Annotated in this window: 14 protein-coding genes and 2 rRNA genes; all 16 read right to left on the bottom strand. The window is 75.8% G+C overall.

Features of this window, described 5'->3' with window-relative positions:
• Window positions 1–24 precede the first annotated feature (24 nt).
• A complete protein-coding gene (locus A0J59_RS09975) occupies window positions 25–3,462 on the bottom strand; it encodes a BTAD domain-containing putative transcriptional regulator (RefSeq protein ID WP_064316014.1) in 3,438 nt (1,145 codons plus the stop codon).
• 11 nt (window positions 3,463–3,473) lie between these two features.
• Window positions 3,474–4,319 carry an SUMF1/EgtB/PvdO family nonheme iron enzyme gene (locus A0J59_RS09970; protein ID WP_064316013.1) on the bottom strand — a complete coding sequence of 282 codons (846 nt, stop codon included), beginning with the start codon at window positions 4,317–4,319 and terminating at the stop codon, window positions 3,474–3,476.
• 49 nt (window positions 4,320–4,368) lie between these two features.
• Entirely contained in the window at window positions 4,369–4,995 is a 627-nt protein-coding gene (locus A0J59_RS09965; protein ID WP_064316092.1) for an NUDIX hydrolase, read from the bottom strand.
• A gap of 30 nt (window positions 4,996–5,025) precedes the next feature.
• Window positions 5,026–6,699 (bottom strand): CTP synthase, encoded by a 1,674-nt coding sequence (locus A0J59_RS09960; protein ID WP_239577753.1) that lies wholly within the window; start codon window positions 6,697–6,699, stop codon window positions 5,026–5,028.
• Between the two features lie 99 nt (window positions 6,700–6,798).
• The gene (murJ, locus tag A0J59_RS09955) at window positions 6,799–8,442 is read right to left on the bottom strand and encodes a murein biosynthesis integral membrane protein MurJ (RefSeq protein WP_255365126.1); all 1,644 of its coding nucleotides are present in this window, start codon (window positions 8,440–8,442) and stop codon (window positions 6,799–6,801) included.
• Window positions 8,439–9,278 (bottom strand): hypothetical protein, encoded by an 840-nt coding sequence (locus tag A0J59_RS09950; RefSeq protein WP_064316011.1) that lies wholly within the window; start codon window positions 9,276–9,278, stop codon window positions 8,439–8,441. The genes murJ and A0J59_RS09950 overlap by 4 nt, the downstream gene beginning before the upstream one ends.
• Before the next feature lies 1 nt (window position 9,279).
• Window positions 9,280–10,374, bottom strand: coding sequence for a copper transporter (locus A0J59_RS09945; protein ID WP_052877817.1), 1,095 nt, complete (start codon window positions 10,372–10,374; stop codon window positions 9,280–9,282).
• 124 nt (window positions 10,375–10,498) lie between these two features.
• The gene (gene steA / locus A0J59_RS09940) at window positions 10,499–11,686 is read right to left on the bottom strand and encodes a putative cytokinetic ring protein SteA (protein WP_047234677.1); all 1,188 of its coding nucleotides are present in this window, start codon (window positions 11,684–11,686) and stop codon (window positions 10,499–10,501) included.
• Window positions 11,687–11,692: 6 nt separating this feature from the next.
• Window positions 11,693–13,444 (bottom strand): DNA repair protein RecN, encoded by a 1,752-nt coding sequence (gene recN, locus A0J59_RS09935; protein WP_047234682.1) that lies wholly within the window; start codon window positions 13,442–13,444, stop codon window positions 11,693–11,695.
• A 2-nt stretch (window positions 13,445–13,446) separates the two neighbouring features.
• Window positions 13,447–14,433, bottom strand: a complete 987-nt coding sequence (locus A0J59_RS09930) for an NAD kinase (protein WP_047234676.1) — start codon at window positions 14,431–14,433, stop codon at window positions 13,447–13,449.
• Window positions 14,430–15,401, bottom strand: coding sequence for a TlyA family RNA methyltransferase (locus tag A0J59_RS09925; protein WP_064316010.1), 972 nt, complete (start codon window positions 15,399–15,401; stop codon window positions 14,430–14,432). Before A0J59_RS09925 ends, A0J59_RS09930 begins: the two co-directional genes overlap by 4 nt.
• Window positions 15,402–15,403: 2 nt before the next feature.
• A complete protein-coding gene (locus A0J59_RS09920; protein ID WP_047234675.1) occupies window positions 15,404–15,643 on the bottom strand; it encodes a hypothetical protein in 240 nt (79 codons plus the stop codon).
• 143 nt (window positions 15,644–15,786) lie between these two features.
• The gene (locus A0J59_RS09915; protein ID WP_064316009.1) at window positions 15,787–16,809 is read right to left on the bottom strand and encodes an HAD-IIA family hydrolase; all 1,023 of its coding nucleotides are present in this window, start codon (window positions 16,807–16,809) and stop codon (window positions 15,787–15,789) included.
• Window positions 16,806–17,618, bottom strand: coding sequence for a hypothetical protein (locus A0J59_RS09910; protein WP_064316008.1), 813 nt, complete (start codon window positions 17,616–17,618; stop codon window positions 16,806–16,808). Before A0J59_RS09910 ends, A0J59_RS09915 begins: the two co-directional genes overlap by 4 nt.
• Window positions 17,619–18,550: 932 nt before the next feature.
• A 5S ribosomal RNA gene (gene rrf, locus A0J59_RS09900) occupies window positions 18,551–18,667 on the bottom strand.
• Between the two features lie 100 nt (window positions 18,668–18,767).
• Window positions 18,768–19,020: ribosomal RNA gene (locus A0J59_RS09895) — 23S ribosomal RNA — on the bottom strand; the annotation flags it as partial.

Genomic DNA, 19,020 nt, shown 5'->3' with positions numbered 1-19,020 from the left:
GGGTGCCGGCCCCGCCCCCGTCCGTCAGACGTCGGAGGGCCCGTCCCCGCCGGCGTCGCCCTCGAAGTCGGCCTCCGCCTCGTCGAGGAGCGCGAAGCCCCGGCGCGCGAGGTCGCCCCGGTCCAGGTCGTGCGCCTCGGCCCGGGCCCGCTCCGCGAGCGCCGGACCGACGACGCCGGTCACCTGCGCCCAGGCGTTCTCGTGGCGCAGCGAGGGCTGGTCCTGTCGCGAGCCCATCCGTTCCGCGAGCGCGACGAGCAGGACGCCACGCTCGGCGCCGTCGTCCGAGCCGCCCGCCCGGGAACCGCCGCGGCCCAGCGCGGACGCGACCCCGAGCGCGAGGAACGACGTCCCGACGACCGGGTAGTCCACGAAGTGCGGGCGCGCCCGGTGCATCCCGAGGACGAGCGACCGCAGCTCCTCGGCGACGGCCGGGGCCGGCGCCGATCCCGCGGTCGCGAGGCGCACGAGCCACGACGAGACGAGCAGCACGTACCAGGGGGACCAGCGCGCCTCGTCGTCGAACGATGCGGCCGCCTCCCCGTAGAGCGCGAGGGCGGCGTCCTCGTCGCCGTGCATCGCCGCGACCTCCGCCCGACCCATCGCGACGACGGAGCGCACGTCGGGCGGGACGTCCGCGCCGCCGAAGTTCGCGACGCCCACCGCGCCGTCGAACGACGCGAGCATCCGTTCAGCGCGCTCCGTCTCACCGAGCGTCACCGCGGCCGACATCTCCACCCAGTCGAGCTGCTGCAACGTCGCCGTCGCGCCGAGAGCCCGGAGGTGGTCGCGCGCGGCCTCGGCCCAGCGCCCGACGTCGGCGGCGTCACCCGCCTCGCTCGCGCACGAGGCGAGGAACATCGCCGTCGTCGCGCGCGCCGCGACGTCGCCGCGGGCCACCGCCCGCTCGTGCGCGAGGGCGCCCCACGAGCGGGCCTCGGCCAGGCGCCCCTCGTTCTCCGCCATCTGGGCCGTCGTGAACTCGGCCAGCATCGCGACGAACGGGTCGTCGTCGGCCCGCAGCCTCGCGAGCGTCGCCTCCATCTCCTCGGTGCTGCGTACCGTCAGGAGCCGGGCGAACGCCCGGGTGCGTGGCCCGACGTCGGGCCGGCGCAGGAGCCGACGCAGTCGCCCCAGCGCCCGGGCGGTCAGCTCGGGGCGCGCGAACGCCCCGGCACCCGCGACCGCGGCGAGCGCGAGAGCCGCGGGCTGGACGTCCTCGGACGGGACCTCCCAGCCGACGACCGAGTCGAGCACGACCTCCACGAGCCCGGCGGCCTGGTCCTCGATGCCCAGCAGCAGCCAGGAGCCCATGAGCGCCGTGAACACCCGCACGACGACGCCGGGTCGCGCGTCCTGGACCGCCTCGCGCAGCGCGAAGAGGAGGTTCTCCTGCTCGCGCCGCAGGTCGGTCGCGGCGGCGGCCTGGTCGCCTCCGACGAGCGCGTCCGCGCAGCGTCCCGCGAGCGCGGCCGCCCAGCGCTGCACCGCCTCGCGCGCCACCGCGGTCGTGCCCGCGTCCTGCAGCCGCAGCGCGCCGAACTCCCGCACGGTCTCGAGCATCCGGTAGCGCACGACCCCGTCGTCCTCGGTGACCCGCAGGAGCGACTGGGCGACGAGCCCGTCGAGCGCGTCGAGGGTCCCCCACGCGGGGGTGCCGAGCAGCCGTCCCGGAGGCGCGTCGCCCGCCACGGCCTGCGCGGCCTCGGCCGAGAAGCCGTCCGGGAACACCGCCGCGCGGCACAGCAGGTCCTGCTCTGGCTGTGCCAGCAGGTTCCAGCTCCACTCGATCACGGCCTCGAGCGTGCGGTGCCGGTCGGGGGCGAGCCGGTCCCCCGAGCGCAGGAGCGCGAAGCGCTCGTCGAGGTGCCGCTCGACGTCCTCGACGCTCATCGTGCGCACGCGGGCCGCGGCGAGCTCGATCGCGAGCGGAAGACCGTCGAGGCGCTCGCACAGCCGGGCGACGACGTCGGGCGGCAGGCTCGCGCCGGGCCGGACGGCGCGGGCGCGCTCGACGAAGAGGCGGACGGCGGGTCCGGTCCCGCCGTCCGCCCCCAGCGCGTCGAGGGGGTACACGTGCTCGGCCGCGAGACGCAGGGGCGACCGGCTCGTCGTGAGGACGGTCAGGTGCGGAGCGGCACCGAGCAGGTCGGCGGCCCAGCGCGCCGCACCGTCCAGGACGTGCTCGCAGTTGTCCAGGACGAGCAGGACGTCGCGCCCGCGCACGCGGTCGAGCACCTGCTCGCGCAGCTCCGGCGCCGCCAGGCGGTCGGCGAGCCGGCCGGTACGTCCGGGCGGGGAGATCCCCAGCCCGTCCGCGAGGGCCACGACGACGTCCTCATCCGCCCGCACGCCGGCGAGCTCGACGACGACCACGAGGTCGGCCGTCCCGGTCGCGGCCGCGCGGCGCGCGACCTCCTGCGCGAGGCGCGTCTTGCCGAGCCCGCCCGGGCCGAGGACCGTGACGAGCCGGGACCGGGCGAGCGCGTCCCGCACGCGGTCGACGTCGTCGTCCCGCCCGACGAGCGCGTCGGGCGCCACGCGCACGCCGCGCACCTGCGTCGTGCGCCCCCCGGTGGCCTTGCCCGCCGCGGGGTCCGTACCTCTCACGGAGGCCGCGGCGAGCGCGCCCGCTTCGCCGTCCCGTGCGGGCGAGCGTGCCGGGTCGCCCGGGCTGGGCGGGCGGTCGAGCAGGTCGGCGGCGAGCCGTTGGAGGTCCGGGGCCGGGTCCGTGCCGAGCTCGCGGACGAGCGCGTGGCGGACGCGCGCGTACGCGGCGAGCGCCTCGCGCACCCGGCCCGACGCCGCGAGCGCCGTCATGAGGTCGCGCGCGGCGTCCTCGTCGGTCTCGTCGCGGTCGAGCGCCGCGGTCGCGAGCGCGACGACGGTCTCCTGGTCCCCGGCGGCGGCCGCGGCCGAGCGCAGCGCGACCGTGAGCCCGTCGCGCAGCCGCGTCGCCTCCGCGCGCAGCGCCTGCCCGACAGGTCCGGGCACGTCAGCGCCCGGGTCCTCGTCGTGCCACAGCACGAGCGCCCCCCGCAGGTCGGCGACGCTTCCCCCGGCACCCTCGCCGGCCTGGCCGCCCGCCGCGGACCCGCGGTGCGCGGCCGACCGGGCGTCGGCGAGCGCACGGCGGGCGCGGTCGAGGTCGCTCGGCACACCGAGGGCGTAGCCGCCCGCGCGCGAGAGGACGGTCCCGGGCGCGGCCTCCCGCCGCAGCCGCGACACGAGGCTCTGGAGCGCGGCGCGCGGGTCCTGGGGCACGTCGGGTCCCCACAGGTCCTCGAGGAGCGTCGTCACGCCCAGCGTCCGGCCGCCCGCGAGCGCGAGCGCGACGACGAGCGCGGCCGCCCGCGACCCGCGCGGGGCGACGGGCGCGCCGTCGGGTCCGGGTACCCGCACCGGGCCGAGGACGCGGACGAGCGCGTCTCCCGGCGGGGTCGGGGCGTCGGGTGCGGGCACGTCGTCTGACCCTAGTCCTCGGCACCGACGGCCGGGGCCTCGTCGCCATCTGCGTCGGCGGCGGTGGGGAACGCCAACGGCGTCCACCCGAGCGGCAGGAGGCCGGGGACCTGCGCCCGGGCACGGTCCGCCGCGTCCGACCAGCCCTGGGCCGCGGGGACGCCCGGGTCGCCCACCACGCCGCGCGCTACCCGGAGTCCGACGTCCTCGATCCGCGCGTCGGGCGCACTGCCGCGGCGCACGCCGGCGCGCACGCTCCAGGGCCGGTCGGCCCATCCACCGCCCCGCAGGCTCCGGTACTCGCCGTAGCGCGCCGTGTCGGCGTAGTCCCAGCACCACTCCCAGACGTTGCCGAGCGTGTCATGGAGGCCGAACGCGTTCGGGAGCCGGCCGGCCACGGGCCGGGGACCGTCGCCGCCGTCGTCCGCGGTCCAGGCGACGGCGCCGACCGGGCCGTACCGGGGGCCGCTCGTCCCGGCGCGGCAGGCGTGCTCCCACTCGGCCTCGGTCGGGAGCCGGTACCCCGCGGAGCGCACGTCCCAGCGCACGCCCCGGCCCTCGACCCGGTACGCGGGGTCCAGGCCCGCTACCCGGGATGCCGCGTTGCACCAGAGCACCGCCTCGAACCACGTCACCCCGTGCACGGGGACGTCGTCGTCGATGGCCGACGGACCGCCCTCAGGACGCGGGCGGAGGGGGTCGGCGGCGAGGACGGCCCGGTGCTGACCGACGGTCACCGGGGTGCGAGCGACGTGGAACGGCTTCAGCACGACGGAGCGTGACTCGCGGGTGCGCGCGTCGACGAGGTCCAACCGGCCGGCCGGGACGGGGACGAGGTCGGGAAGAGGTGAGCCCACGCCCTCGGACGCTACCCGAACCGGTGCACCGGCCGTCGGCCCGGGGCCCTCAGCCCCCGCGGCGCTCCGGCCACGGCGCGTCGGCCGGACGCAGCGACGCCCAGCCATCCGCACGGGACGCGGCGGCGGCGAGGATCCCGACGACGGCCGAGGGGTTGTGCAGCTCGCCCGCGAGGACGCCGCGCAGCGCCTCGTCGAGCGGCACCCACCGCAGCTCCATGTCGAGCTCCTCGGCCTCGCGCTCGAACCGCTCGTCGTCGGGGACGGGCGAGAGGTCACGCGCGAGGAAGACGCGCAGCGCCTCGTTGGAACCGCCCGGCGTCGTGAAGTAGTCGACGAGGACGTCCCAGCGCGCGGCCTGGAGGTCGGACTCCTCGGCGAGCTCGCGGGCCGCGGCGAGCCGCCCGTCCTCCCCGACGACGTCGAGCAGGCCCGCCGGCACCTCCCACAGCTCGCGCCGGACGGGGTGGCGGTACTGGCGCAGCAGGAGCACGCGCTCGTCGTCGTCCAGCGCGACGATCGCCACGGCGCCCGGGTGGTCGAGGTACTCCCGCGTGACGCGCCCGTCGTCGAGCTCAACGACGTCGGAGCGGAGGTCGAAGACGCGACCGTGGTGCACGACCGACGTCTCGGCGACCGGGCGCGGCGCGAGCGCGTCGACCGTGGGGCGCTCCACGGGCGACGGAGCGCCCGCCTCGGTGCCCACTCAGTCCGCCTGGTTCTCGAGCGCCGCGCCGATGAGGCCGGTGAACAGCGGGTGCGAACGCGTCGGGCGCGACTTGAACTCCGGGTGCGCCTGCGTGCTCACGTAGTACGGGTGCACGTCCGCGGGGAGCTCGACGAACTCGACGAGCGACGAGTCGGGCGACGTCCCGCTGATCACGAGCCCGGCCTCCTCGAGCTGCTTGCGGTAGGAGTTGTTCACCTCGTAACGGTGGCGGTGACGCTCCGAGACGCGCTCCGACCCGTACGTCTTGGCGACGACCGAGCCCGGTGCCAGCGCGGCCTCGTACGACCCGAGGCGCATCGTGCCGCCGAGGTCGCCGTCGCCGCCGACGATCGCGAGCTGCTCCTCCATCGTCGCGATGACCGGGTGGGAGGTGCCGGGGTCGAACTCGGTCGACGACGCGTCGTCGATCCCGAGCACGTTGCGCGCGTACTCGATGACCATCGACTGGAGACCGAGGCAGATCCCGAGCGTCGGGACCTTGTTCTCGCGCGCCCAGCGCAGGGCGCCGAGCTTGCCCTCGATGCCGCGCACGCCGAACCCGCCCGGCACGAGGACGGCGTCGACGCCGTGCAGCGCGTCGTCCGCGCCGGCCGGGGTCTGGCACTCGTCGGAGGCGACCCAGCGGATGGTGACCTTCGCGTCGTTCGCGAACCCGCCGGCGCGCAGCGCCTCCGTGACGGAGAGGTACGCGTCCGGGAGGTCGATGTACTTGCCGACGAGCGCGACCTCGACCCGGTGGGCGGGCTGGTGCACGCGCTCGAGGAGCTGGCTCCAGCCGTCCCAGTCGACGTCGTGGAACGGCAGGCCGAGGCGGCGCACGACGTACGCGTCGAGGCCCTCGGAGTGCAGCACGCGCGGGATGTCGTAGATGCTCGGCGCGTCGACCGCGTTGACGACGGCCTCGTTGTCGACGTCGCACATGAGCGCGATCTTGCGCTTGACCGGCTCGGGGACCACGCGGTCCGCGCGGAGCACGATCGCGTCGGGCTGGATACCGATCGAGCGGAGCGCCGCGACCGAGTGCTGCGTCGGCTTCGTCTTGAGCTCGCCGGACGGGCCGATGTACGGCACGAGCGAGACGTGGAGGAAGAAGACGTCGTCACGGCCGAGCTCGTGGCGCACCTGGCGCGCGGCCTCGAGGAACGGCTGGGACTCGATGTCGCCGACCGTGCCGCCGATCTCGGTGATGATGACGTCGACGTCCTCACCGGCCTGGGCACGCATGCGCGACTTGATCTCGTCGGTGATGTGCGGGATGACCTGGACCGTGTCGCCGAGGTACTCGCCGCGCCGCTCGCGCGCGATGACCTGGGAGTAGACCTGCCCGGTCGTGACGTTCGCGGTCGCCTCGAGGTCGACGTCGAGGAAGCGCTCGTAGTGGCCGATGTCGAGGTCCGTCTCGGCACCGTCCTCGGTGACGAACACCTCGCCGTGCTGGAACGGGTTCATCGTCCCGGGATCGACGTTGAGGTACGGGTCGAGCTTCTGCATGGTGACCCGCAGGCCGCGCGAGCGGAGCAGACGACCGAGGCTGGATGCCGTGAGGCCCTTGCCGAGCGAGGAGGCGACGCCGCCGGTGACGAAGACGTGCGCGGTGCGGTGCTCGGTGCGTGCGCCCGAGGCGTTGAGGCGGGAGGAGGGCCGGTTCAGGAGGTCTGCCACGGAACTCCATCCTAACAGCGTGCCCGACGACGGCACGCGGACCCAGCAGTGCGACGCACCACGTCCCGGGCGGGCGCTGCCGGACGGCTACCGGATCGGGTCGTCGTCGGGTGCGCCGCTCGTCCGCCCACGACGCAGGACGCCGAGCAGGGCCGCGCGGTCCCCCGCGAGCGACACCGCGACGACGACCACGCCCGCCACGACGGCGGCGAGCACCCCGACCCCGACCGCGGGCAGCCAGCCCGCGCCGTCGGGCAGGAGTGCGCCGGAGACCGCCGAGCCCGCCAGCGCACCGAGGGCGACGCCCACCGCGACGACGACGAGGGTCCGCGGCACGCCGTGCGTCGCCTCCGGACCGGCGTACCGTCGCGTCGCGACGAGGAGCCCGGCTCCCGCGACCGACATCCCGACGGCGGTCGCGAGCCCGAGCTGGAGCAGCACCCCCGCCTGGTCGCGGACACCGGTCACGGCCGGCAGGACGTAGGCGGTCGCGGCCACCACGAGCCACCCCGCGGCGGTCGCGACGACCGCGACGCGCTGGTGGTCGATCGTGTACAGCGCGCGCGAGAGGTGCAGGATCAGCGAGAATCCGACGATCCCGACCGCCATGGCCGCGACCGCACCACCGAGTCCTTCGACCGAGCCCGTCGCGATACGGGCGAACACCGCCTCGACCGCCGCGGACGCGGCGATCAGCGCCGCGGCGCCCAGGCCGGCCACGACGACCAGCGTGCGCGTCGTGGTCGCGAGGAGGCGCCGGTACGCGTCGTGGCGCGCGTGCGCGACGTGCTCGGCGAGGCGCGGGAAGGCACTCGTCGCGAGCGGGAACGCCAGCACCGCGTAGGGCAACAGATACACCTGCTGCGCGTACCAGTACGTCGGGAAGGTCTGCTCGGGCCCGAACCGGTAGGACGCGCCCAGGATCGCGAGGACCGAGAGCTGCTGCGCGACGAGCGCCCCGATCCCCGCGAACGCGAGGTTGCGGGCGCGCACTCCTTCACCGCCGGGGAAGCGCAGGGTGGGCCGCAGCCGGACGCCCAGCCGGTGCACCGGGAGGACGAGCGGCAGCGCGAGGACCGCCACGCCCGCCGTCGTGCCCCAGCCGAGCCAGGCGATGGCCTCGCCCGAGAGCGCGGCGACGTCGTTCTGGTTGCCGTCGGCGAGCCCCGCGAACACGAGGAAGACCGCGATGACCGCGAGGCTCGACAGGAGCGGCGAGAACGCCTGCCAGAAGAAGCGCTTGTGCGCCTGCAGGACGCTCCCGAGCACGACCGCGAGCCCGTAGAGCGGCACCTGGAGGGCGAACACGCGCACGAAGGTCGCCGTGACGTCGACGAGCTCGGGGTGCTCGCGCATGAGGAGGCCGGCGATCGGCTGCGCGAGGAGCGCGAGCAGCCCACCGAGCGGGACGAGCGCGACGAGCGTCCACCCGAGCAGCGCCGAGGCGATGCGCGAGACGTCGGCGCCCGCTCGTCGGGCGATGGGCCCGGCGAGCAGCGGCACGACCGACCCGGCGAGCGCCCCTCCCGCCGCGACCTCGAACAGGACGTTCGGCAGGAGGTTCGCCGCGGTGTACGCCGACCCGACGCCCTCGGTGCCGACCGCAGCGGACTGGACGAGCGACCGCGCGAAGCCGACGAGCCGGCTCGCGATCGTCACGAGCGTGATCATCGCGGCGGCGCCCGCCAGGGTGCCCGTGGCGGCGCGCAGCCGCCCCGCCCGCGCGCTCACGCCGGGCGCCGGCCCCACGTGTCCACGCGCCGCAGCACGTCGTTGCCCTCGATGACCGTCGAGAAGCTCACCTTCTCGCTCGCGAGGGTCAGACCGACCACGCCCGCGAGCGCGAGCCAGCGCACCGAGCGGGGCGCCGCGAACGCCACCTGCGAGCCGAGCGCGGCGCCGAGCGCGTTCGCGCCGCAGTCGCCGAGCATGTCGCGCTCGCCCAGGTCCCCCGGCGCCGCGGCGACGGCAGCACCGAGGACCGCGCCCGTCGTCGGGGCCGCGGAGGTGCCGATGTAGGGCAGGGACGCCACCCCGGCGGCCTTGAGCGCGCGGCCCGGGCGCAGGTCGAGGAGGTTGAGCAGGTTCGCCGTGCCGGCCATGAGCGCGCCGTTCACGCCGACGTCCACGAGGTGGCCAAACGCCCCGCCCGTGCGACGCGTCCCGATCGCCGCCGCGACGAGAGAGACGCCGCTGATCCCGAGGATCTTCATGGCGCCCGTCGTCACGCGCCCCTCGGCGAGCGCGCCGAGGTGCCCGCGCAGGCCCTTCGTCCGGGTCGACGTGTCCTCCGCGAGGTCGTCGACGAGTCCGAACGCGCCCGCGCTCGCCGTCGCGAGGGCGACCGCGCCGCGCGTGCGGACGTCACCCCCCGCCGCGAGCGTCCCGGCGACGAGGCCGGCCGCGACCGCCGGGCCCTCGAGGAGGCTGATCGGCTCGCCGCGGTGGTTGGTGCGCGTCCAGCGACCGGCGCCGCCCGGCGGGCGCGACCCCGCCGCGCGCCGCGCCGTCGCGGTCACGACGGCGGCGACCCCGGCCGCGGCGAGGGTGCGCAGCGCGCGCGCCACGTCAGCCCTCCCCCGCGCCGGCGGTCTGCTCGACCTCGGCGGCACCGTCGTTCGCGGTACCGCCCGCGGTGTCCCCCGCAGCGGCGTCCTGGGCGCCCGCGTCGGAGGACGTCGTGCGCGTCACCGGCGGGAGCTCGACGGCCGGCGGGAGGACCGCCGTCGCGCTCTCCTCGAACCCGAACTGCCCGACCTGGTCCGCGATGCGCGCCGCGAGGGCGAGCGGGACGTTGATCCGGCCCGGCTCCGCCTCGATCCCGCTCACGGTGGAGAGCGACGCGGCGAGGTCGTCGTTCGCCCGGATGGTCGACACCACGTCGCCGCTCACCGCGGTCGGGCCGGCGACGAGCGCCGCCTCGGCGACCTCCTGCGCGGCGACGGCCACCTGGACCTCGATGTCGACGACGTACGTGTCCGGCGCGGGCGCCTCCTCGCCCTCCGCCGCCGGGGCGGCCTGCTCAGGTGCCGGACCGCTCAGCAGCAGGACGACGTCCGCCGGGAGGGTCTGCTCGGACACGATGTCCACGAGCGCGAAGCGCTCCAGGAGCGCCTCGAGCTCGATCGCCTCCGGGCTGCGCTCCTCGGAGCTCGTCGGAGCGGCACCGGTGAGCGAGAGCGCGAGCGCGCGGGCGAGCCGCTGCTCGGGCGTCGCGTCCTGCGGGACCTCGCCCAGCTTCTCCCCGAGGCCCTCGGCCACCGTCTGGCGCGCGCTCTCCTCGTCCTGGCTCGTCCACGAGTCCGTCAGGCGGACGTGGCCGACGACCGACGCGCCGGCCGTCTCGAGCTGCTCGGCGATCGCGTCGTCCCGCTCGTTGTCCGCCCCGTCCAGGTCGACGACGGCGACGCGACGGTCCTGGAGCGACCCGGCCACGAGCTGCGGCCCTGCCGCCTCGATGTACCGCGAGTCGTCGCCGAGCGTCACGTTCGCCTCGTCGAGCTGGTCGCGCAGCTCGTTGCGCTCGGTGCGCAGCTGCTCCACCTGCCCGGTGAGCTGGTCGCCGATCGCGCCCTGGAGCGGACCGGCGCCGAGGATGATCCCGACGGCCAGGGCCAGGAAGACCGAGATCAACGAGACGATGTGGTACCTGAAGTCGATCACTGTGCGGTGGTGTCCTTCGGTTCGAGCTGCTGCGTGCTGGCAAGGTCAGGGTGCGCGGGAGCGCAGGTCGGGCGGTCACGAGCGACCGGCGCGCGGGCCGACGGCGCCGACGGCCCGGTCGGGGTCAGCCGCCGCCCGCGAAGAGCGACCCGATCCACGACCACAGGTCGTCGAACCGGGCGCCCACGATCCCGAAGAACGTCTGGCCCGCCGCCGTCGACCACAGCGCCGCGACGACGGCGAGGAGCCCCGCGATCGACAGGAGCCAGAGCTGGAGGTTGGAGATCCGGTGCCGGTACAGGCGCGAGACGCCCTTCGCGTCGACGAGCTTGCCGCCGACGCGCAGCCGGGTGAGGAACGTGCTCGCCATGCCCGCCCGGCCCTTGTCGAGGAACTCGACGAGGGTCGCGTGCGTCCCGACGGCGACGATGACCTCGGCACCCTTGTCATCCGCGAGGAGCATCGCGATGTCCTCGCTCGTGCCCGTCGCGGGGAACACGACCGGCTCGACGCCGAGCTCCTGGACGCGCTCCAGCCCTGGCGCCTTGCCGTCGCGGTACGCGTGCACCACGACCTCGGCGCCGCTGCTCAGCGCGCGGTCGGACACCGAGTCCATGTCGCCGACGATCATGTCCGGCTTCCAGCCGGCGTCGAGGATCGCGTCCGCGCCGCCGTCCACGCCGATGAGGACCGGCCGGTACTCCGTGATGTAGGGGCGCAGCGTCGCGAGGTCCTCGCGGTAGTGGTAGCCGCGCACCACGATGAGCACCTGCCGCCCGTCGATCGGCGTGCGGATGTCCGGGACGCCGACGCCGTCGAGCAGCAGGTCGCGCTCGCGCCGCAGGTAGTTCATCGTGTTCTCGGCGAACGACTCGATCTCGACCGAGAGGTTGGCACGCGCCTCCTCGAGGCTGCGCGCGACCGTCTCCTCGCTCTGGAGGACGCCCTCCGCCACGAGGTCGTCGCCCAGGTAGACCTTGCCGCCGTCGAGCCGGAGCTCCCGGCCCTCGGGGACGGCCATGATCGCCGGGCCGAGGTCGTCGACCAGGACGATCCCCGCCTCGACGAGGACGTCGGGACCGAGGTTCGGGTAGCGCCCCGAGACGGACTTCGCGGCGTTGAGGACGGCAGACGGCTTGGCCGCCACGAGGGCGTCGGCGGCGACGCGGTCGATGTCGACGTGGTCGATCACCGCGACGTCGCCGGGCTGGAGCCGCTTGGTGAGCGCCTTGGTGCGCGCGTCGACCTTGGCCGGGCCGAGCGTGCCGGACCCGGCCTCCGGCAGGGAGGCTTTGCGCAGAGTGAGTCTCATCGTGGCCTATCGTCCCACGACCGAGGACTCCAGAAGCTCCACCGCGTGGCGGCGGGCCGCGTCCGAGTCCTCCTGGCCGGAGAGCATCCGCGCGAGCTCGCGGACCCGCTCGTCCCCCGTGACCTCGCGCACACCCGTGACCGTGACCGCTGAGGCGTCAGCGGCGTCGGACCCGTCCCCCGGACCGGCGCCGGACGACTTCGTCACCACGAGCTGGACGTCGGCGAACGCCGCGACCTGCGCGAGATGGGTGACGACGACGACCTGCGTGCGCCGCGCGAGCGACGCGAGCCGGCGCCCGACCTCGACCGCCGCCTTGCCACCGACCCCGGCGTCGACCTCGTCGAAGACGAACGTCGGGAGCACCTGGCCGGTGCCGTCCACGGCGGCCGTCGCGAGCGCGACCTCGATCGCGAGCATGACGCGCGAGAGCTCACCACCCGATGCGCCCTTGCCGAGCGGCCGGGCCGGCGCGCCCGCGTGCGCGACGAGCGAGAAGGTCACGACGTCGACGCCCCACGGGCCGGGCTCCTCGGCCCGCTCGACGTCGACCACGAGGCTCGCGCCGCCCATGGCCAGCCCGCGCAGCTCGTCGGTCACCGCGGTGGCGAGCTCGGCGGCGGCGCGCTCGCGCGAGGCCGTGATCGCCGTCCCGAGGCGGTCCAGCTCCCCGTCGAGCTCGTCGCGGCGCGCGATCGACGCGTGGAGCCGCTCGCCGCCGTCGTCCAGGTCGAGGAGCCGCAGCCCGGCGTCGCTCGCCCAGGCGAGCACGTCGTCGACCGTCTCGCCGTAGCTGCGCGTCAGCGTGCCGAGCTCGGCGAGGCGCGCGTGCGCGCTCTCGAGCCCGGCGGGGTCGGCCGCGAGGTCCTCGACGTAGCCCGAGATCTCCGTGGCGACGTCGGCGAGCACGTAGCCCACCTCCGCGAGCCGCTCGGCGAGCCGCGCGAGCGCGGGGTCCGTCCCGGCCACGGACTCGAGCGCGCGGCGCGCCCGGTCGACCGAGACGACCGCGTTCTCCTGCGGCTCGGCGGCCTCGTCGCCGGCCACGGCGTCGTGCGCGAGCTGGGCAGCGACCCGCAGCTCCTCGACGTTCCCGAGCCGCGCCACGAGCGCCGTGAGCTCCACGTCCTCGCCCGGCTGGGGCGCGACGCGCTCGACCTCCGCGAGCCCCAGGCGCAGCAGCTCCGCCTCCCGGGCTCGTTCGCCGGCGCGCGTCTCGATGTCGTCGATCTCCGCCTGCAGCGCGGTCCGCTCCGTCCACGCGTCGCGGTACTGCGCCAGCAGCTCGGCGTGCGACGGCCCGGCGAACGCGTCGAGCGCGACGCGCTGCCGGCTCGCGGTCCGCAGCCGGAGCTGGTCGGACTGCCCGTGGACCGTCACGAGGTCGTCGGCGATCTCCGCGAGCACGCCCTGCGGGACGCTGCGTCCGCCGAGGTGCGCGCGCGAGCGGCCCTCTGCGGCGACCGTGCGCAGGATGACGACCGTGCCGTCGTCGTCCACCTGGCCACCCGCGTCGTCGACCCGCTGCGCGACCGCCGGCCGGTCGGTGACGCGCACGCGCCCCTCGACGACGGCGCTCGAGGCGCCCGGGCGCACCGTCGCCGGGTCCGCCTTGCCACCCATGAGCAGCCCGAGCCCGGTGAGCACCATGGTCTTGCCTGCGCCCGTCTCGCCCGTGATCACGGTCAGTCCGGCCCCGACCGGGACGCGGGCCGACCGGATGACGCCGAGGTTCTCGATCGCGATCTCCTCGAGCACGCTCACTCCTCCTCGTCCGTGACGTCCTGGTCCTCCGGCGCCCTGCTCGCCCCCGCCGCCGCGGCGCGCTCCGCCGTCGTGCCCGCCGTCGCGGCCACGCTCGCCGCGCGCTCTCGCCACCCGACCACGGGGAGCGAGAACTTGGACACCAGCCGGTCCGTGAACGGCGCCGTGCTGAGCCGCGCGAGGCGCAGCGGCGTGTCGGAGCGCCGGACCTCGACCCGCGACCCGTTGGGCAGGTCGATGCGCCGGCGGCCGTCGCACGTGAGCACGCCCGACGACGCCGAGTCGGCGAGCACGTCGACCGTGATCGTCGAGCGCGGGCCCACGACGAGCGGGCGAGCGAACAGCGCGTGGGCCGCGAGCGGGACGACGAGCACCGCGTCGACGTCCGGCCACATCACCGGCCCGCCCGCCGAGAACGCGTGCGCCGTCGAGCCGGTCGCGGTCGCCGTCACGACGCCGTCGCACCCGAACGACGACAGCGGGCGGCCGTCGACCCCGAGCACGACCTCGATCATGCGCTCGCGCTGCGCCTTCTCGACCGTCGCCTCGTTGAGCGCCCACCCCACGAGGGGCTCGGGCTCGCCGGGCAGGTAGGCGCGCACCTCGACGATCGTGCGCTCCTCGACCGTGTAGTCGTACGCCGCGAGCCGCCCCACGGCGGCGCGCAGGTCCTCGCGCTCGCTCTCGGCGAGGAAGCCCACGTGCCCGAGGTTGACGCCGAGCAGCGGCACCCCGGTCCCGTGCGTGAGCTCGGCGGCACGCAGGATCGTGCCGTCGCCGCCGAGGACCATGACGACCTCGGACTCCGCGACGCCCTCGCGCGCCCGCGTGCGCGCCATGTGGTCGCCGAACCTTTCGGCGAGGTCGTCGTCGTGCAGCGTCACGGTGAACCCGGCGCGCTCGAGCTCGGTCACCGCCTCGTGCAGCGCGACGACCGCCTCGGGGCGGCCGCCGTGGGTCACGATCAGCACGCGTCGCGTCACGGTGCTCCTCCAGTCAGGGGTCGGTCGGGCGTCGCGGCGTCGGGCGTCGGCCCGTCCGACGCCGCCCGGGCGACGAGCGCGACGGGCGGCGGGCCGCCGTCGGGCGCGGGCTGCCACGCCACCGCCACGGCCGCGGCGTCCTCCAGCGCCGAGTCCTCGAGCGCGGCGCCGTCGGCGCGGCCGGGGTCGCCGGCCCGCAACCACCAGAAGTACTCGCGGTTCCCGCTCGGTCCGGGCAGAGGGCTCGGCACGACGGCGAGCGGGCGCAGCCCGACGACGGCCGCGTGCCGCGCGACCGCGGCGACGACCTCGACGTGGAGGGCGGGGTCGCGCACGACCCCGCCGCTCCCGAGGCGCTCCCGGCCGACCTCGAACTGCGGCTTGACGAGCAGGAGCAGGTCGGAGCCCGGGCCCACGACGCCCGCGACGGCAGGCAGCACCATCGCGAGCGAGATGAACGACAGGTCGCCGACGACGAGGTCGGGCACGGCGCCGACGTGCTCGGGTGCCAGGTCGCGGACGTTGAGCCCCTCGTGCACCTGGACCCTGGGGTCGGCGCGCAGCGCCGGCACGAGCTGGTCGTGGCCGACGTCCACCGCCACGACCTCGCGCGCGCCCCGGCGCAGCAGGACGTCCGTGAAGCCCCCGGTCGACGCCCCGAGGTCGAGGCACCGCGCGCCGTCGACGGCGGGGGGCCGCGGCGGCGCGCCCGCGGGGTTCAGCGCGTCCAGCGCGTCGAGGACCCCGGCGAGCTTGAACGCGGCGCGCGAGGCGTAGCCGGGGTCTTCCGGGTCCGGCGCCACCGCGAGCACGTCCTGGGGCCCGACGGCGGTCGACGGCTTGGTCACGACGGACCCGCCGCGCGTCACCCGGCCCGCGGCCACGAGCTCGGCGGCCTGGCGACGCGACCTCGCGAGGCCACGCCGGACGAGCTCGCCGTCGAGGCGGGCACCGGTGCGCTCCGCCACGCTCAGTCCTCCGTGCGGGCGAGCTCGGCGACCAGCGCGTCGTGCACGGCCTCCAGCACCCCCACGTGGTCGGCGGTGGCGAGCCCTTCCAGCCCGTCGAGCCGTCCGAGCGCGGCGTCGAGCGGGTTGCCGGGCAGGTCGGCGACCGCGGACTGCTCCTCGCCGTCCCGCCCGTTCGCCGGACGCTCCGGTCGTCCGCCAGGAGGCGGGCCGGGAACCGGACGCAGCGGACCGTCCGTCATGTCCTCCTCCTGTCTGGTGGCTGCACGAACGTCGCCCGGTCCGCGACCGGGCATCCCGGACCACGCTACCGGTTGCGTCCCACGGACGGGCACGTCCGGCGCGCCCGCGAGACGCGGCGCGTCGCGCCGCACGACGGTCGGGATCAGTGGGTCCCGACGGGCAGCTCGGGGACCGTCGACGGGTCCACGGGGAGCCCCGCGTCGGCCGCCGCCCAGGACGCGGCCGCCGCCGCCCGGACCGTGTCGACCGTCGCGGTCCCGCGCACGTCCAGGCGCAGCGCGCCGTCGTCGACCCGCGCCGCGCTGTCGCCGCAGGACCACCAGCCGGCGTCCGTGCGCACGGGCACCGGGTGGGGCTCGAGGAGGCTGCGCAGGTCGGCGCCCACGTAGTGCGGGCGCAGGTGCGGCTCCGCGAGGATCGTGTCCCGCGCCGTGCTCACGCCGGTGAGGACGTGCAGGCCGGGGTAGCCGCCCGCGCGGGCGCCCGCGAGGTCCGTGTCGAGCCGGTCCCCGACGACGAGCGGGGCCCGCGCCCCCGCGCGCTCGATCGCGAGCCGGTACATGGTGGGCGACGGCTTGCCCGCGCTGTCAGGCTCCACGCCCGTCGCGGCGCGCACGGCACCGACCAGGGACCCGTTGCCGGGCGCGAAGCCGCGCGCGGTCGGCAGCGACAGGTCGAGGTTGCTCGCGACGTGCCACGCGCCCCGTTGGACGGCGTAGGCGGCCTCGGCGAGCTGCGCCCAGCCCAGCTCGGGCGCGAAACCCTGCGCCACGGCGTCGGGCTCCTCGTCCGCGGACTCCACGAGGACGAAGCCCGCGTCGTGGACGGCCGTCACGAGACCGGCCCCGCCGACCACGAGGACGCGCGCACCGGGCTCGAGGCGGGTCCGCAGGAGCGCGGCCGCGGCCTGCGCCGCCGTCATGACCTCGTCGGCCGTGGTGGGGATGTCGAGGCCCGTGAGCTGCTCGGCCACCGACCCGGGCTCACGGGACGCGTTGTTCGTGACGAACACGAGACGCAGGCCGCGGGCGCGCGCCGTCGTCAGGCCCTCCGACGCGTGCTCGATCGGCTCGTGGCCGCGGTAGGCGACCCCGTCGAGGTCGACGAGCGCGAGGTCGTACCGGTCCGCCAGCGCGACGTCGCTCCCGAGGAGCCCGGCGCTCACCGGCCCGCCTCGTCCGACGGCGCGGAGGCCGACCCCGAGTCGTCGTGCCCCGCGCCCTGCTCCTCGTCCTGCGACTCGGTCGTCTCGTCGGCCGACGCCGCGTGGTCCGAAGCCTGCGCGGCCTCGGCGTCCAGGGGTTCGGCGACCGCGTCGCCGTCCTCGTCGACCTCCTCCGTCAGGTCGTAGACCACGACGTCGTCGTCCTCGCCGAGCACCGCCGCGAGCAGGCTCGCGTCGATCCCTGCGAGGATCTCGGCAGCCTCATCGTCCCGACCCGCGACCTCGAGCACCGCCGCGCGCGCCTGCAGGACCCGAGCACCGAGCTCGCCTCGTGTCCCGATCGCGGGCACCTGCTCGAGCGCGGCGAGAGCCGCGTCCAGCTCGCCGAGGTCGACGCGCGCGCCGCTGACGACGATCGCGAGCTCGGTACGCCCGACGTCGTCGAGGGTCGCGGCCTCCTCCGACGCCGCGAGGGCGAGCGCGCGCTCCGGGCGGCCGAGACCGCGCTCGCAGTCGGCCATGATCGGCAGGTGCTCGGAGGACCCGTTGAGGCGTCGCACCGTACGCAGCTCACGGAGCGCCTCCGCGTAGCGCCCCGTCGCGTAGGCGGTCAGACCGGCGGCCTCGCGCGCGACGTCGACCCGGCCCGCACGACGCACGGCCGCTTGCGCGTGCTCGTACGCGAGCTCCGGGTCGGAGTCGATGAGCCGCCCGGCCATGACGAGGTGACGCCCGACGACCTCGGCCGTCTCCTTGCTCAGCGTCCGCAGCCGACCCCGGGCCGCGCGGTCGAGCTGAGAGATCTGCACGTCGTCAGGGATCGCCGGCCCCGCAGGGTGGCGGGGCTCCGGGCGACGGTCGAAGCCGTCCCGCTCGCGCCCCGCCCCCGCACGCGGGGCGTGCCCGCGGCGATCTCCGCCCCGGCGCTCGTCACGAGGACCCGACCCGTCCCGGCGACGGTCGGCAGAGTCGCGGTCGTTGCGACCGCGCTCGCCCTCCCCGGGACGCGTCGTCCGCTGGTACCCGGCGCCACGCGCCCCGGAGGTACCGCGCCCGTCACTCGCCGGTGACCGATCGTCACGACGGCCGGGACGGTCACCGCGCCCCTCGCCGTACTCGCGGCGCGACGAGCCTGCGCCCTCACCGCGCGAGCTCCACGGACGACGCTCGGCCGGGCGTCCACCGTCACGGCGTGCCCCGTCCCGACGATCGCCCTCGCGACGGTCACGGTCCGTCCGGTCGCCGGCACGACGGTCACGGCCCGGGGCGCCGTCACGGTCAGGACGACCGCCCTCGGAGCGCGCGCGAGCACCGTCGGGGCGACCGCGGTAGCCGCCGTCCTGGCGTCCGCGGTAGTCACCCGAGCCGCGGCGAGCGGCGTCCCCGCCGCTGCGACGACGGTCGCCGTCCCCCGAGGTCGAGCCGCCGGACGAGCCGCGGCCGGCACCCCGCGCGTCGCGGGAAGGGCCCTGTCGACCGTCGCGGCGTCCACCACGGTCGCCGCCCGACGACGGGCGGTCCGACTCGGACTCGTGGGAGGTGTCGTTCACCAGGGTTACCTCTCGTTGTGGAGTTTGCGCAGGCCATCTTCCCACGTCGGCTCCGACGTCACACGGGACGGAACGGGCGGGGAGTCCTGCAGCACGACGTCGACGCAGCGGTCTCGACGAAGGCCGCCTGCGCGAAGGTCCGGAAATGCCGAAGGCCCACCCCGTGTGGGGTGGGCCTTCGGTGAAGGGTTGTCCGGCGGCGTCCTACTCTCCCACCCCGTCTCCAGGGCAGTACCATCGGCGCTGAAGGGCTTAGCTTCCGGGTTCGGTATGGGACCGGGCGTTTCCCCTTCGCTGTGACCGCCGTAACTCTATGGAACCTTTGTCAACACTGGGCACCCCCGGTTGTGGGGGTGTGGTGTTGGTGGTTCGGGAACCGCACAGTGGACGCGTAGCAAAAAGTTGTTGGTGTTGAAGTTGTCGGCTGATTAGTACCGGTCAGCTGCACGGGTCTTTCGTCCCCGCTTCCACGTCCGGCCTATCGACCCAGTGTTCTGCTGGGTGCCTCTCACCCCGTAGGGTATGGAAACCTCATCTTGAAGCAGGCTTCCCGCTTAGATGCTTTCAGCGGTTATCCCTTCCGAACGTAGCCAACCAGCGGTGCTCCTGGCGGAACAACTGGCACACCAGAGGTTCGTCCGTCCCGGTCCTCTCGTACTAG

Origin of the sequence: Cellulosimicrobium sp. I38E, assembly GCF_001647255.1 — a bacterium.
In the GTDB taxonomy this organism is placed as follows: Bacteria; Actinomycetota; Actinomycetes; order Actinomycetales; family Cellulomonadaceae; genus Cellulosimicrobium; species Cellulosimicrobium cellulans_E.
Note: the sequence above shows the minus strand (reverse complement) of the source record. Positions and strands in the feature narration are given on the sequence as shown.

What these genes read in the sequence shown, in the direction of transcription:
- steA (WP_047234677.1), bottom strand. Translation starts at nt 11,686, where the DNA reads ATGAGACTCACTCTGCGCAAAGCCTCCCTGCCGGAGGCCGGGTCCGGC.
- A0J59_RS09920 (WP_047234675.1), bottom strand. Translation starts at nt 15,643, where the DNA reads ATGACGGACGGTCCGCTGCGTCCGGTTCCCGGCCCGCCTCCTGGCGGA.